Genomic DNA, 13,513 nt, shown 5'->3' with positions numbered 1-13,513 from the left:
CCCGCTGCGGCAGCGCCACCGCGGCGGCGCGCCAGGTTGGCAAGTCCGTGCGCGGTGCCTATGCGCTGCGCGAACGCGCCGGCGCGGAAAGCTTTGCGGCGGCCTGGCACATGGCGGTCGCGATCGGCATCGACGCCACGCGCGACTGCGTGATCGACCGGGCGATGCATGGCGGCTGGGTTCCTGTCGTCCGGCGCGGGCGGATCGTTCGCATGGAGTTCCGCCAGTTCGACCGGATGGCCATCGCGATCCTCTCCGGGCGCGGGAAGGACATAGAGGAGCAGCGCGCTGAGGCGGCACGGGTCCGCGCCTACCGCAAGTCGCTCCGCGAAGAAGACCTCCGCCGCGCTGCCGTCCGCAAAGCAGCAGCGGAGGCGGAAGCCCGGGCGGCGGAGGAACGGAAGAAGCCGCGCGTCCGGGAATTTCGGATTACCACCTTTTGACAGAGGGGAAGCGGCGTAGGTGGCGATGGACTTTGAACGTTTCTGCACAAACCGTTGTACAAAGTGCGTTTTCCGCAGGAAGTTCACGAAAAGAGCGGCAAAGCCCATGCACTCCGTGAACTTCGGCGGTTTTCCGCGGCATGCGGCGCCGGAGAAAAGCCGCGCGGATCGGCGTCCCGCCGCAATTTCCTCCTCATCCGCCGCGCGCGGTGAGCAGTTTCTCCGCTTTGCTCTTTCCGCGGTTGAAGCGCTCTTCGCCCCGGCCTACGTGGCGGCTTCATGACCGCCTCGGCCTCGCCCTTTCAATATCGCGACTATCGCGCTTTCTGGGCGGCGCGGCTGGCGAGCACGATCGCATCCACCATGCTCGTCGTCGTCATCGGCATCCACGTTTACGACATCGCCCGCGCCGACGGCATGAGCATTGAGCGCGCCTCCTTCTGGCTGGGTATGGTTGGCCTCGCGCAATTCCTGCCGCTGTTCCTGCTGACGCTCGTCGCCGGCTATGTCGCCGATCGGATCGACCGCCGCTGGATCGTCCGGGCAAGCCTAACGCTGGAGCTGGTCTGCGCGGCGGCGCTGGCCGCGCTCGTCTGGGCCGACGCCATGTCGCTCGCCCCGCTCTTCGCGGTAGCCGTTGCGCTCGGCATCGGCCGCGCCTTTGCGGGCCCCGCGCTGGCCTCCTTCGCGCCGAACCTTGTGCCCAAGGAACTGCTGCCGAGCGCCATCGCCCTTAACTCGATCGCCTGGCAGGCGGGTGCGGTGGCTGGGCCGCTGCTCGGCGGTGGCGCCTATGCCCTCAGTACCGCCCTTCCTTACGAAGCCTCGGCAGTGCTCTTCGCCATTGCTGTCGGTGCGATGCTGATCATCCGCCCCATCCCGAAGGGCAATGCCGGCGAAAGCCACCCGCTCCGGGCGGTGATCGAGGGCCTCGCTTATGTGCGCGACAACAAGATCGTGCTCGGCGCCATCACTCTCGACCTCTTCGCCGTCCTGCTCGGCGGCGCCACGGCGATGCTGCCGGTTTATGCCCGCGATATCCTCCACGTCGGCTCCGAAGGCCTCGGTGCGCTCCGCGCCGCGCCTGCCGTCGGTGCGGCGCTCACTGCCCTCATCCTCGCGCGCCGCCCGCTGAAGCGCCATGTTGGCATCAAGATGTTCGCCTGCGTCGCTTTGTTCGGTCTCGCCACCATCGTGTTCGGCGAAAGCCGGGTGATGTGGCTCTCGCTGGCAAGCCTGTTCGTGCTCGGCGCGGCCGACATGATCAGCGTCTATGTCCGCTCCTCGCTCATCCAGCTCCACACGCCCGATGCGATGCGCGGGCGCGTCTCCGCAGTTTCCGGCCTCTTCATTTCCGCCTCGAATGAGCTTGGCGAATTCCGCGCCGGCCTCGCGGGCGCCGCCTTCGGGCCGGTGGTCGCGGTGGTCGGCGGCGGCGCGCATGCGGTCGCCGTAACCGGCATCAGCGCCAGGGCCGTCCCAAGCCTCCGCCGCGCCGACCGCTTCGTCGCGCCGGATCAGCAAATCCTCGCCGATCAGCCGGGCAAGGACCGCCCGGATGTCGAACTCCCTGCGATGGTCGCAGGCCTCAATCCTCAAGCCGAGAAAGGACAGCCATGAAAGCCGGCAACATCCTCGAAACCATCGGCAACACGCCGCACATCCGCATCAACCGCCTGTTCGGCGACGCCGAAGTCTGGATCAAGTCCGAACGCGCCAATCCCGGCGCGTCTATCAAAGACCGCATCGCCCTCGCCATGGTCGAGGACGCCGAACGTTCCGGTGCACTGAAGCCGGGCGGCACGATCATCGAGCCGACCAGCGGCAATACCGGCATCGGCCTCGCCATGGTCGCCGCAGTCAAGGGCTACAAGCTCGTCCTCGTCATGCCGGAAAGCATGAGCCTGGAGCGGCGCCGCCTGATGCTCGCCTATGGCGCGACCTTTGACCTGACGCCGCGCGAAGGCGGAATGAAGGCCGCTATCGCTCGTGCGCAGGAGCTTCGCGAGCAGACGCCGGGCGGCTGGACCCCGCAACAGTTCGAGAACCCGGCGAACGTGGACGTGCACCTCCGCACCACCGTTCCGGAAATCCTCGCCGACTTTCGCGACAATCCGATCAACGTCCTCATCACCGGCGTCGGCACCGGCGGCCACATCACCGCCTGCGCCCAGGCGCTGAAGAAGGAATGGCCGAACCTTCAGGTCTTTGCGGTCGAGCCGACCCTGTCGCCGGTTCTCTCCGGCGGCCAACCGGGCCCGCACCCGATCCAGGGCATCGGCGCGGGCTTCGTTCCGGCGATTATGCAGACGGATCTCCTCGACGGCATCATCCAGATCGATCCGAACGACGCCAAGGAAATGGCGCGCCGCGCCGCGCGGGAGGAAGGCATGCTGGTCGGCATCAGCTCCGGCGCGACGCTCGCCGCAATCCAGCAGAAGCTTGGTGAGATCGGTACGGACAAGCGAGTGCTCGGCTTCAACTACGATACTGGCGAACGCTACCTTTCGGTGCCGGACTTCCTCCCCGAATGAGCGAGCGGGTCGCAATCCTGACGCCCGACGCGGCCGGGCCCTGGTATAGCTCGCGCTGGCGGGACGTGCTCGGCCGCATGGCGGCGCCGCTCGAAGCGGCCGGTCTCGAGGTTGAAGGCAGGAGCTGGACGGATGGGGAAGACCTTGCGGACTTTCCACTCGTCCTGCCGCTCCTCGTCTGGGGCTATCACGTTTCGGACCGCTGGAACGACCAGGTCGCTAGCTGGGCTGCACGCAGCATTCGGCTCCAGAACCCGCCTGACGTCCTCCGCTGGAATGCCGACAAGCTCTACCTCCAGCGCCTCGCCGAGAGCGGCGCCCGCATCGTCCCCACTCGCTTCATCGATCGAGTATCCGAAGACGCCCTAGCAGAGGCGGCAGGAGCGTTCGGCGCCGATCGCCTGGTCGCTAAGCCCCGCATCTCTGCCGGCGCCTTCCAGACGATCCGCTGGTCGCCCGGCGCACCGCTCGGCGACGCTCCGACCAGCGAGGCGATGATCCAGCCGTACCTCCCATCGATTGAGACCGAAGGCGAAATCTCGCTCATCTATCTGGGCGGCCGCTTCAGCCACGCAATCCGCAAGGTGCCGCAGCCGGGCGACTTCCGCGTCCAGCCCGAATATGACGGCATCATCACGCCGCACGATCCCGCGCCCGGCGAAATCGCCGCCGCCGAAGCTGCGCTGAACGCCGCGGGCGAAGATCTCCTCTACGCCCGCGTCGACCTCGTTCGCGATCTGGAAGGACAGCCTGCTCTCATCGAGCTGGAGCTGGTCGAACCCGACCTCTACCTCGGCCACGATCCGCAGGCGCCGCAGCGTTTTGGGGAGGCCGTGCGTTCCGCGCTGCGGTGAAGATTGCAACCTTCAACGTCAACGGCATCAACGGCCGCCTTCCCGTCCTCCTCGAATGGCTCGAGGAGACGCAGCCCGATGCCGTCTGCCTTCAGGAGCTGAAGGCGCCTGACGAGAAGTTTCCCGCCAAGGCAATTGAGAAAGCGGGCTACGGCGCAATCTGGTACGGGCAGAGCCGGTGGAACGGTGTCGCCATCCTCGGCCGCGACTGCGATCCGGTCGAAACGCGGCGCGGTCTTCCCGGCGAGCCGGAGGACGATCATGCCCGCTATATCGAGGCGGCGGTCTGCGGCGTGCTGATCGGCTGCCTCTATGCCCCCAATGGCAACCCACAGCCGGGCCCGAAATTCGATTACAAGCTCCGCTGGCTGAAGCGCTTTGCGGATCATGCGGCCAAACTGCTCGCGGCGGACCTGCCGGTCGTGCTTGCGGGTGACTATAACGTCATCCCGACCGACTTCGACGTCTATAAACCGGAGCGCTGGGCGGACGATGCGCTGATGCAGCCGGAAGCGCGCGCCGCGTTTGAAGCGATCCTCGCTCAGGGCTGGACGGACGCGATTCGTCACCTCCACCCGGACGAGCGCATTTACACCTTCTGGGATTACTGGCGGAACGCCTTCGCCCGCGATGCAGGGATCCGCATCGATCACCTGCTCCTCTCCGACGAAGCAGCGGCCCGCCTGGAAAGCGGCGGCGTCGACCGCGACGTGCGCGGCCGGGAGGGCACCAGCGATCACGCGCCGACCTGGGTCGTGCTTCGTTAAGGGGCGGGAACGCTTCTCCCGAACCGCCGTTCAGCCTGCAATGAGCGACACCCAAATCCTTGATGCCGCCAGCTTCGAGCCACCCCCCGAAGCGGTCGATTTCTACGTGGAGAGCCTGAAGCTCCTCAATGAGTCGCGGGTACCCTTCCTGCTGTCCGGCACCTACGCCCTCTCCTGCTTCACCGGCATCGTCCGGCCGACCAAGGACCTCGACGTCTTCTGCAAGCCGAGCGACGCGCCGAAGATCCTGAGCTTCTTCAAGGAACGCGGTTACGAGATCGAGATGGAGGACGAGCGCTGGATCGGGAAGGTCTGGCGCGGGAAGAACTTCTTCGACGTCATCTTCAACATCTCCTCGGCCAACATTCCGATCACCGACGAGTGGTTCGAGAATGTGTCGGAGGTGGAGGTCTACGGCACCACCGTCCGCATCACGCCGCCGACGCAATTCATCCTGTCGAAGCTCTTCCTTCAGACCCGCTACCGCTATGACGGCGCGGACATCGTCCACACCATCCTCAAGAAGCATGACGAGATAGACTGGCGCTGGCTGCTCTCCTCGCTCGAGCTTTATTGGGAAGTGCTGCTGATCAATGTCCTCCTCTTCCGCTTCATCTATCCGACCGAGCGCGACCTCATCCCGCGCTGGCTGTTCAAGGAGCTGCTGGAGCGCCTCCAGGCGCAGGATGCGATGCCGCCCGCAGGCGTGAAGATCTGCCGCGGCCGCGCGCTCAGCCCAACCGATTTCGTGATCGACGTCAGCGAATGGGGTTTCGCCGACGTCGTAGGTAAGGGAATAGACGAAAAGCATGAACGACCAGCCCATTGAGACGATCAAGCTGGCCGCGATCGGCGATCTTCACGTTTCTGAGACTTCGGAGAAGCGCTACCGCGATCTCTTCGTGGAGATTTCGGAAGTGGCCGACGTGGTGGCGCTTTGCGGCGACCTCACCAATTTCGGTAAGACCAGCGAAGCGGAAATTCTTGCCGAGGACCTCCGCGCCTGCACCATCCCGATGGTCGGCGTGCTCGGCAACCACGACTACGAATGCGGCCAACCCGACAAGGTGAAGGAGATACTGCACCAGGCGGGCGTCACCGTGCTCGACGAGCAAGCCGCAGTGGTGGAGGGCGTCGGCTTTGCCGGGGTCAAAGGCTTCATCGGCGGCTTCGGACGGGGCGAGCTCGGCGCCTTCGGCGAGGAAGCGATCAAGGTCTTCGTAGATGAATCCATCAACGAGGCACGGAAGCTCGAAAACGCCCTCCGGTCGCTGAAGACCGAGCGAACGGTGGCTGTGCTCCATTATTCGCCCATAGCGGAGACCGTCGAGGGTGAGCCGAAGGAGATCTTTCCCTTTCTCGGCTCCTCGCGGCTTGCCGACGCAGTGGACCGGTTCGAAAATGTGAAGGCGGTGGTGCACGGACACGCGCATCGGGGCGCCTTCCAAGGGCAGACGCCGCGCGGCGTTCCCGTCTACAATTGCGCCCAATTCGTGGTGCAGGAGGAAAAAGGCCGCCCGTACGCCCTTATCGAGGTGTAGGGCCAAGCGGATAGGCGGTGCTGCTCTTCACCCGCTCCATGGCGAATTGCGAGGTGACGTTCTTGAGCTGCACCTTGGCGATGAGGCTGCGGTAGAAGTCGTCGAAGGAGGCCATGCTCGGCACCACCACGCGGAGGAGGTAATCCGTCTCCCCCGCCATTCGATAGATGTCCATCACTTCCGGCATCGCCGAAACCGTTTCCGAAAAGCGGGCAAGCCATTCCGGCGAATGATCTCCGGTCTCAATCGAAACGAACACCGTGATGTCCATTCCAATCTTCGCCGGATCGAGGATGGCGACGGTACGCTGGATCACCCCCGCCTGCTCCAGCTTCTGAATGCGCCGCCAGCAGGGCGTCTGCGACAGGTTCACCCGCGCTGCGACCTCTGCGACTGGAAGCGAGGCGTCCTCCTGAAGAATGGCGAGGATCTTGAGGTCGGTAGAATCCATCTGCGGCAGGTCCTCTGCTTGGAATATATTTCCAATAGCAGAAGGCGTGGGAGATCAAAGTGGCTTTCTTTCCTGGCAGCTTGCCCCTTTCACGAGAAAGATTATTCCAACCTAGGTTCCGACTCTTAAACTCCCCGACCACGTCCCCTTGAGCCTCGGCAGCAATGCCGGGGCTCTTTCTTTTCAACGGCCGTAAATGCGGTCCAGCACTTTGGCGCTGTCGACCAGCCGCTCGGCCGCGAGGTCGAAGCGCTCCCCCGCCGCGAGCCGCATCGCCCAATCCGCCGCTGCCCTTCCGCCCCACTCGTCGGGGGGGAAGGCAAGCGTCTCCCGCGCGGTGCCGCGATAACGCTCGGCCGTGAAGTCGTAGAAGCTGCCGTCGACGTTGCGGAGCGCGGCGCCTCCTTCGATCCCGTAGAAGGCGGCTGAGATAATCGCATCACACCCGGCCTGCAGCCGCCAGGAGCAGGCGAGCTGGACGGCGGTGCCGCCCGCAAGCTCCACCGTCGCCGCTGCATAATCCTCCACCTTGCCCGTGCGGCCCCGGAGAGGCGCGCCTTCAGAAAGGAGTTTCGCCGACACGTCCGCCACTTGCGGGAAGTCGAGCGTCCAAAGAGCCAGATCGACGAGGTGAATGCCAAGATCCATGACGCAGCCGCCGCCGGACAGAGCAGGATCGTAGAACCAGCCTTTGTCGGGCCCGTAAGCGTTGTGGAAGACGAGATCGACGGCGTAGATGCGGCCCAGTTCGCCCGATTGGATGAGCTCGCGAATGCGGCGCATGCCTTCAGTGAAGCGGTAGCTGAGATCCACCGCCAGCAGCCGGTCGGCACTGCGCGCCGCTTCGACAACGGCCCACACCTCCTCCGCAGTCCGTCCGAGCGGCTTCTGGCAGAACACCGCGACGTTCCGCTCCAGCGCCTGGATCGATTGTTCGGCGTGGAGGGCACTTGGGGTAGCGATGATAACACCGTCGAGATCGAGCTGGAGAAGATCGTCCAGCGTCCAGACAAGCTCCGCCTGTGGCGCGAGCTTCGCCGCTTCAGCCGCCATTTCCGGCGACGCGTCGGCAATGCCGGCAACCTCGATGGCGCCGGTCTTCAGCATCGCCTCCATACGGTGCCGGCCGATCCAGCCGACGCCGAGGAAGCCCACCCGCGGCTTCGCCATCAGGGCGTCACCAACGCTTTGAGAAAGCCGTCCGGACGATCCCGGGTGGCGTCAAGCGCCTCGCCCAGCTGATCGAAGCGATAACGATGGGTGTAGAGCGGCGAAGGATCGAGCCGCCCGCTGGCGACTGCCTCCACAGCATCCCTGATCCCCTGCATATTGACCTCAGGGTCGCGCTCATGGGCATTGATCACGTCGATGCCCTTCCAGTTCCACATCTGCATGTTGACCTGTCTCGGCCCATTCTGGTGGTAGCCTGCGACGATCAGTTTCCCGCCTTCCCGCACCAGTTCCCCGGCAAGGTCGAGCGGCCATTGCTTGCCGACCGCTTCGATCACCCGGTCGCAGAACTTGCCGCCGGTCAGCTCCTTCACCCGCTCGATGATCTGCCAATGATCGTCCATCGGAATGACTTCCGCCGCGCCGAATTGCCGCGCGACGTCGAGCGAGAAGGAACGGCGCGAAATCGCGATCACCCGCGCGCCGGCATCGGTGGCGAGCCGCGTCAGGATCGCGCCGAGGAAGCCTATGCCGACGATGGCAACGGTCTGCCCCGCCGATATGTCGCTCCTCCGGAAGATGTTCATGGCACAGCCGAGCGGCTCGCCGGGGAACGGCTGATCTTTCAGGCTTTCGGGGAGCCTCACCACCGCTTCGGCTTCGGCGATGTCGTATTCGGCATAGCTTTTGTAGGAGAGCGCCGCGACGCGGTCTCCAATCGCCAGCCCTTTTACGCCCTCGCCCACCGCATCGATCACGCCCCAGCCTTCGTGTCCAAGAGCGCCTGGTTCGGTCGGGAACTGCATCCACTCCGGCCCCTCCCAGGGTGTTAGGTTGGAGGCGCACACGCCGCATCCTTCCAGCTTCACCCGCACCTGCCCCGGCCCAGGGTCCGGAAGCGCCACTTCGTCCAGCCTGATTTCGCCGGGGCCGGCGAGGACCGCCGCCCGCATCATGATCTTCTCGTCCTGCAAATTTCCCTCCGGCTGCGTAACGGCCTTAATGCGGGTAGAAGAAGCTGGTTCCAGATGAGCCTGGAATTGAATCCGAGCGTTAGACCTTCATGAAGCCACTCACCGAGAAGCATCTCGCCATCCTCCGCCGCCACATGGTCGAGATGATCGACATCCATTACGATCTGGCGGAGGAGGAGATCGGGCGGGACAGACTTCCGCCCCTGCTCCGCGATGCCATGATGGAGGTGCCGAGGCACCTGTTCGTACCGGGACAGATCGCCGGCGCCGCCTATCAGGATACAGCGCTTCCGCTGGGGTTTGACAAAACGGTGTCGCAGCCGTTCATCGGCGCCCTCATGCTTGACTTCTTGGAGGTGGAGCCGGGCGCCCGCGTGCTGGAGGTGGGGACGGGGCTCGGATACCAGGCCGCCGTCCTCGCGCAGCTCGGCGCCGAAATATGGTCGGTCGAGATCGTGGAGGAATTCGCAAGCGCCGCCACTGCCCGCCTCCTCGCGCTGGGCTATGCCAATGTCACGATCCGCGTGGGCGACGGCTCCCGCGGCTGGTCCGAGCACGCGCCGTTCGACCATATCCTTGTCACCGCCGCCGCGAAGGAACCGCCGGAAGCACTGGTCGAGCAGCTAAGCCCCGGCGGCAGGATGGTGATTCCGATCGGCCCTGAAGGCGAGGTCCAGCAGCTGAGCGTGGTCGAGAAGAAATCCGACGGCTCCGCCCGAACGCACGCCATCATGCCTGTGCGTTTCACGCAGTTGGAAACGATGGCCTAGCGCGAATGACCCGGCGCTTCCGGCGCCGGCTGTTCGTGCGTCACTTCCCACGTCCCGCGCCTGTTCTGCCAGATGGTTGTGACCCAGCTGTGCGTGTCGGGCCTGCCGCCGCCGCTATAGTAGATGTGAGAGGTCTGGAGGACGACATAGGGCGCGATCTGGCGGACCGTCGATGTATGCACCTCCATCTTTCGCGCGGGTGGCCCTTGCCAGCTTTGGGAGCGTACCGCGCGGGCGCGAAGGGCGCTCTTGTGATATTCCATGCCCCGGTCGGGCCAGAGCAAAGTCACGTCCTCCGCATAAGGCGCGAGATAGGCTTCAAGGTCGCCGCGGTTCCACGCCATGGCCGACGCCTGGCTCTTGTCCCAGATGATGCGCGAGACTTCCGGATCGTCAATCGGATATTCGCGTCCCTCGCCCGGGCGAAGCTCACGCGGACTCTCTTGCGGCGGCTCCGGCGGCCACGGCTGTGCGCCCGACGGAAGGCGGAGCGACGCAGCAAGGTGGCCCAGCCGGCCGGTGATGCCCGATGGGCCGCAGGGTTGCCGCGTCACCCGCTCGCGCCCTCGATGCCGGATCACCATCACGCGCGCGCCGCCGGTGCAAGGCTGCTCGGCGGAGAAGCCCGCTGCTTCCCGCCAGAAGGCGTCGCTAGCCAGGATGCGGTCGATCTCGGCGCCGGTGGCGGCCGGCAGCGGGTTCGGCCCGCCGGCCTCCGTCCAGACTTGCCACCCCATTCGGTCGCGGATGAGCACGTTGAAGGGGACGTGCAGCGGAAACTCGCCATAGACGCCGGACACCATGATCGACGTCAACGCGCGGCCCGCGGCTTCGACCGCCTCCCGCCCCACCTTCTGCGACAAGGTCGTTCGCAGATAGTCCTTCACCGAAGCTTCCGAGACTCCCGGAACGCCTCGTCTCGGCGGCTGCGGCGGTGGTTCGGTCGGCAGCGGCGGGATCGCCGAAGCGCCCGCGCCGAGCGAAACCCCGAGGAGCAGGAACGGAAGAAGCAGCTTTCTCATACCGGAACAAAGCCTAAGCTCTTGTTCCGGTTCCGGAATTGACGGCGATGACCTAGAAGCTGAAGTTCACCGGCTTGGCGGCCGCTTCTTGGCCGTCGAACGCGCTGGACCTATAGGGGCCGTCTTTGTCCACCCAGTGCAAAAACATGTGCGCCGACCAGCCATTCGGGTTTGGCGTGGTGCGGGCATGCCGATGATGCACCCCCTGGTAGAGCACCGCATCGCCGGGCTGCATGGAGACGGACCTATAGGGCGCCTCGCCGAAGCTTTCGTCCACCTGCGGCCCCGGCTCCACCCGTTCGGTGCCGATTTCAAGGTTCCAGGGAACGCCGTCGCTATAATCGAGCGTCAGAGACAGGCTATGCTCGCAGGAATAGCGATCGGAATGGACGCGGCAGATGTCGCCCTCCCGATACACCCGGAAATAGCTGTAGGTTGGAAGCAGCTCCTTACCCGTCACCTGGATCATCACCGGCGTTAGCGCCCAAAGGAAGGTGAGCATCGGCGGATAGTGAAAGCCGTAAAGCTCCACCGCGTCCCGCTTTAAGAGATTCGATGGCTGCTCCAGCTTGTTCCAGGGTGTTCCCGATCGCTCGATGTCGGCCTTCAGCTGACGCAGGAAGGCGTTCGCAACCTCACGGGGGATCAGCCCTTCGAGATGCGCATAGCCATCTTCATAGTAACTGCCGGAAACCTTCATCGGCCTTCTATGCCGCTACCGGCAAGCTGTTGGAAGAGGCTAGAAAGCCTCGACCGGCAGGGCCATCATACTTTCCGCGCCTGCTTCAATCTTGCGGCGGAGCGCGCCGGCTTCCGGCATGATCCGCTCAGCGTAGAAGCGGGCCGTGACGAGCTTGGCTTCGTGGAAGGCTTGGTCCTCGGGGCCATTGGCAAGGACGGCGCCGCTCGCCTTCGTCATGCGGAGCCACATGAGGCCGAGGCAGACGATGCCCATCAGGTGCATATAGCTGTAGCTCGCCGCTCCCGCATTGTTCGGGTTCTGCATCGCATTCTGCATCAACCACATGGTCGCGGCCTGCAGCTCGCCATTGGCCTTTTCGAGGGCGGCGGCGATCTCCTTCGCGTTGGGATCGGCCTTGGCCTCGTTCACTTCGGTGGTGACGATCTCGAAGAAAGTCTGGATCGCCCGCCCGCCATCCTTGGCGAGCTTGCGGCCAACCAGGTCCAGCGCCTGGATGCCGTTCGCGCCCTCATAGATCTGAGCGATACGGGCGTCGCGAACGAACTGCTCCATGCCCCATTCGCGGATATAGCCGTGGCCGCCATAGACCTGCTGGCTGTTCACCGCGACCTCGAAACCCTTGTCGGTCAAATAGCCCTTGATGACGGGAGTGAGCAGCGAAATGAGGTCTTCGGCCGCGAGCCGCTCTTCCTCGGTCTGCGCTTTCTTCGACAGATCGACCTGCAGTGCACCCCACAGGATGAAAGCACGGGCGCCCTCATTATACGCCCTGGCCTCCATCAGCATGCGACGAACGTCCGGGTGGACGAAGAGTGTATCGGCCTTCTGATCCGGCTCAGCCGGGCCGGTAAGCGCCCGCCCCTGCCGCCGATCCTTCGCGTACTGGACCGCATTCTGATAAGCGACCTCGCCCTGCGCCAGGCCCTGAAGGCCGACGCCGAGCCGCGCCGCGTTCATCATGATGAACATGGCGGCAAGGCCCTTATTCTCCTCGCCCACCAGATAGCCCGTGGCATCATCGTAATTCATCACGCAGGTCGAATTGCCATGAATGCCCATCTTGTGCTCGATCGAGCCGCAGACGACGCCGTTCCGGTCGCCGAGTGTGCCGTCATCGTTCACGATGATCTTCGGCACGATGAAGAGCGAGATGCCCTTCACATTGTCGGGCGCGCCAGTGATCTTGGCGAGCACCAGGTGGATGATGTTTTCGCTGAGGTCGTGCTCGCCGGATGAGATGAAGATCTTGGTGCCGGTGATCTTGTAGCTTCCGTCCGCCTGCGGCTCGGCCTTGGTGCGGATGAGGCCAAGGTCGGTGCCGCAATGCGGTTCCGTAAGGTTCATGGTGCCGGTCCACTTGCCCGCGACCATGTTGGGCAGGAACTTCGCCTTCTGCTCGTCAGACCCTTTTACCAAGATCGATGCGATCGCGCCCTGCGTCAGGCCGTTATACATTTCGAAGCTGTGATTGGCCGAGCAGAGATATTCCGAGATTGCCGTCGAGACCACGTGCGGCAGCCCCTGCCCGCCGAACTCCTCCGGCGCGGACAAGGTCGTCCAGCCATTGGCCACGAATTGCTCCCAGGCATCCTTGAAGCCGGCCGGCGTGGTGACGGAGCCGTCCTCGTGCCGCTTGCAGCCTTCTTCGTCGCCGATGCGGTTGAGGGGCGTCAGGACTTCCTCGCAAAAGCGGGCGCCCTCGCTCAGCACCGCCTCGACCATATCAGGCGTCGCATTTTCCAAGCCCGGGAGGTTCGAATAGCGTTCGAGCCCCAGCAGATGGTCGAGAATATAGCGGGTGTCGCGGACGGGGGCGGCGTAGGTCGGCATTGGCTTCCTCGAAGGGCTCAGTCGATGGTGGCGTTGGGATCGCCAATCTTGGCGATGAAGCTTTCCAGCTCCTTGATCGTGCCGTCGATATCGACCCGCTGCTTCTTGAGCAGGTCAATCCGCTCCTGGCATTTCTGGACCGTGACGCGCCGCTGCTCCTCGCGATTGTCGCCGCGGTCGTAGAGGTCGATCATCTCCCGGATGTCGGCGAGGCTGAAGCCGACGCGCTTGCCGCGGAGGATCCAGGCGAGCCGGGCGCGGTCGCGCCAGCTGTAGACGCGGGCGAGACCGGCGCGCTTCGGCGCGATCAGGCCCTCGTCCTCATAGAAGCGGAGGGCGCGGGCAGTGACTCCGAATTCGTCGCAAAGCTCCGTAATCGTATAGGTTTGCGTCGAATGGTCGGCGTGACGGAAATCGGAATGAAGAGCAGATTGCGGCATGACCGCGATGGCTA

The 13,513-nt window shown here is 64.5% G+C and carries 14 protein-coding genes and 1 pseudogene; 8 read left to right on the top strand and 7 right to left on the bottom strand.

Annotated features, from left to right (window positions below; translation table 11 throughout):
* The 7 genes and pseudogenes from VGD10_RS02750 to VGD10_RS02720 form a co-directional block, all read left to right on the top strand.
* A pseudogene (locus VGD10_RS02750) lies at positions 1–443 on the top strand (hypothetical protein); the annotation flags it as partial.
* Positions 444–722: 279 nt separating this feature from the next.
* Positions 723–2,063, top strand: a complete 1,341-nt coding sequence (locus tag VGD10_RS02745; RefSeq protein WP_331039266.1) for an MFS transporter — start codon at positions 723–725, stop codon at positions 2,061–2,063.
* On the top strand, positions 2,060–2,977 hold the full coding sequence (gene cysK / locus VGD10_RS02740) for a cysteine synthase A (RefSeq protein ID WP_331039265.1): 918 nt from the start codon (positions 2,060–2,062) through the stop codon (positions 2,975–2,977). The genes VGD10_RS02745 and cysK overlap by 4 nt, the downstream gene beginning before the upstream one ends.
* Positions 2,974–3,831 carry a hypothetical protein gene (locus VGD10_RS02735; RefSeq protein WP_331039264.1) on the top strand — a complete coding sequence of 286 codons (858 nt, stop codon included), beginning with the start codon at positions 2,974–2,976 and terminating at the stop codon, positions 3,829–3,831. Before cysK ends, VGD10_RS02735 begins: the two co-directional genes overlap by 4 nt.
* Positions 3,828–4,598, top strand: a complete 771-nt coding sequence (xth, locus tag VGD10_RS02730) for an exodeoxyribonuclease III (RefSeq protein WP_331039263.1) — start codon at positions 3,828–3,830, stop codon at positions 4,596–4,598. The genes VGD10_RS02735 and xth overlap by 4 nt, the downstream gene beginning before the upstream one ends.
* Before the next feature lie 40 nt (positions 4,599–4,638).
* Positions 4,639–5,427 (top strand): nucleotidyltransferase family protein, encoded by a 789-nt coding sequence (locus tag VGD10_RS02725; protein WP_331039262.1) that lies wholly within the window; start codon positions 4,639–4,641, stop codon positions 5,425–5,427.
* The gene (locus tag VGD10_RS02720; protein ID WP_331039261.1) at positions 5,408–6,139 is read left to right on the top strand and encodes a metallophosphoesterase family protein; all 732 of its coding nucleotides are present in this window, start codon (positions 5,408–5,410) and stop codon (positions 6,137–6,139) included. The genes VGD10_RS02725 and VGD10_RS02720 overlap by 20 nt, the downstream gene beginning before the upstream one ends.
* On the opposite strand, the gene VGD10_RS02715 is transcribed toward VGD10_RS02720, so the two are convergent.
* The 3 genes from VGD10_RS02715 to VGD10_RS02705 form a co-directional block, all read right to left on the bottom strand.
* Complete coding sequence (locus tag VGD10_RS02715; RefSeq protein ID WP_331039260.1) at positions 6,126–6,590, bottom strand: Lrp/AsnC family transcriptional regulator; 465 nt, start codon at positions 6,588–6,590, stop codon at positions 6,126–6,128. The genes VGD10_RS02720 and VGD10_RS02715 overlap by 14 nt on opposite strands.
* Positions 6,591–6,773: 183 nt before the next feature.
* Positions 6,774–7,760, bottom strand: a complete 987-nt coding sequence (locus VGD10_RS02710) for a Gfo/Idh/MocA family oxidoreductase (RefSeq protein WP_331039259.1) — start codon at positions 7,758–7,760, stop codon at positions 6,774–6,776.
* Positions 7,760–8,734, bottom strand: coding sequence for an MDR/zinc-dependent alcohol dehydrogenase-like family protein (locus VGD10_RS02705; protein ID WP_331039258.1), 975 nt, complete (start codon positions 8,732–8,734; stop codon positions 7,760–7,762). The genes VGD10_RS02710 and VGD10_RS02705 overlap by 1 nt, the downstream gene beginning before the upstream one ends.
* Positions 8,735–8,823: 89 nt before the next feature.
* On the opposite strand from VGD10_RS02705, the gene VGD10_RS02700 reads away from it, so the two are divergent.
* The gene (locus tag VGD10_RS02700; RefSeq protein WP_331039257.1) at positions 8,824–9,504 is read left to right on the top strand and encodes a protein-L-isoaspartate(D-aspartate) O-methyltransferase; all 681 of its coding nucleotides are present in this window, start codon (positions 8,824–8,826) and stop codon (positions 9,502–9,504) included.
* Here VGD10_RS02700 and VGD10_RS02695 read toward each other — a convergent pair.
* The 4 genes from VGD10_RS02695 to VGD10_RS02680 are packed head-to-tail and all read right to left on the bottom strand — an operon-like array spanning position 9,501 to position 13,499.
* The gene (locus VGD10_RS02695) at positions 9,501–10,526 is read right to left on the bottom strand and encodes a nuclear transport factor 2 family protein (RefSeq protein WP_331039256.1); all 1,026 of its coding nucleotides are present in this window, start codon (positions 10,524–10,526) and stop codon (positions 9,501–9,503) included. The genes VGD10_RS02700 and VGD10_RS02695 overlap by 4 nt on opposite strands.
* 52 nt (positions 10,527–10,578) lie before the next feature.
* Positions 10,579–11,226, bottom strand: a complete 648-nt coding sequence (locus VGD10_RS02690; RefSeq protein ID WP_331039255.1) for a hypothetical protein — start codon at positions 11,224–11,226, stop codon at positions 10,579–10,581.
* 39 nt (positions 11,227–11,265) lie between these two features.
* The gene (locus VGD10_RS02685; RefSeq protein ID WP_331039254.1) at positions 11,266–13,059 is read right to left on the bottom strand and encodes an acyl-CoA dehydrogenase C-terminal domain-containing protein; all 1,794 of its coding nucleotides are present in this window, start codon (positions 13,057–13,059) and stop codon (positions 11,266–11,268) included.
* Between the two features lie 17 nt (positions 13,060–13,076).
* Positions 13,077–13,499 carry a MerR family DNA-binding transcriptional regulator gene (locus VGD10_RS02680; RefSeq protein ID WP_331039253.1) on the bottom strand — a complete coding sequence of 141 codons (423 nt, stop codon included), beginning with the start codon at positions 13,497–13,499 and terminating at the stop codon, positions 13,077–13,079.
* Positions 13,500–13,513: the final 14 nt, after the last annotated feature.

This window comes from Allosphingosinicella sp. (assembly GCF_036402135.1).
GTDB lineage: Bacteria > Pseudomonadota > Alphaproteobacteria > Sphingomonadales > Sphingomonadaceae > Allosphingosinicella.
Note: the sequence above shows the minus strand (reverse complement) of the source record. Positions and strands in the feature narration are given on the sequence as shown.

Bases quoted from the DNA above. Each gene is read 5' to 3' on its own strand.
- cysK (WP_331039265.1), top strand. From the start codon at position 2,060: ATGAAAGCCGGCAACATCCTCGAAACCATCGGCAACACGCCGCACATC.
- VGD10_RS02690 (WP_331039255.1), bottom strand. From the start codon at position 11,226: ATGAAGGTTTCCGGCAGTTACTATGAAGATGGCTATGCGCATCTCGAA.
- VGD10_RS02680 (WP_331039253.1), bottom strand. From the start codon at position 13,499: ATGCCGCAATCTGCTCTTCATTCCGATTTCCGTCACGCCGACCATTCG.
- VGD10_RS02725 (WP_331039262.1), top strand. From the start codon at position 4,639: ATGAGCGACACCCAAATCCTTGATGCCGCCAGCTTCGAGCCACCCCCC.
- VGD10_RS02715 (WP_331039260.1), bottom strand. From the start codon at position 6,590: ATGGATTCTACCGACCTCAAGATCCTCGCCATTCTTCAGGAGGACGCC.
- VGD10_RS02735 (WP_331039264.1), top strand. From the start codon at position 2,974: ATGAGCGAGCGGGTCGCAATCCTGACGCCCGACGCGGCCGGGCCCTGG.
- VGD10_RS02695 (WP_331039256.1), bottom strand. From the start codon at position 10,526: ATGAGAAAGCTGCTTCTTCCGTTCCTGCTCCTCGGGGTTTCGCTCGGC.
- VGD10_RS02700 (WP_331039257.1), top strand. From the start codon at position 8,824: ATGAAGCCACTCACCGAGAAGCATCTCGCCATCCTCCGCCGCCACATG.
- VGD10_RS02685 (WP_331039254.1), bottom strand. From the start codon at position 13,059: ATGCCGACCTACGCCGCCCCCGTCCGCGACACCCGCTATATTCTCGAC.
- VGD10_RS02720 (WP_331039261.1), top strand. From the start codon at position 5,408: ATGAACGACCAGCCCATTGAGACGATCAAGCTGGCCGCGATCGGCGAT.
- VGD10_RS02745 (WP_331039266.1), top strand. From the start codon at position 723: ATGACCGCCTCGGCCTCGCCCTTTCAATATCGCGACTATCGCGCTTTC.
- VGD10_RS02710 (WP_331039259.1), bottom strand. From the start codon at position 7,760: ATGGCGAAGCCGCGGGTGGGCTTCCTCGGCGTCGGCTGGATCGGCCGG.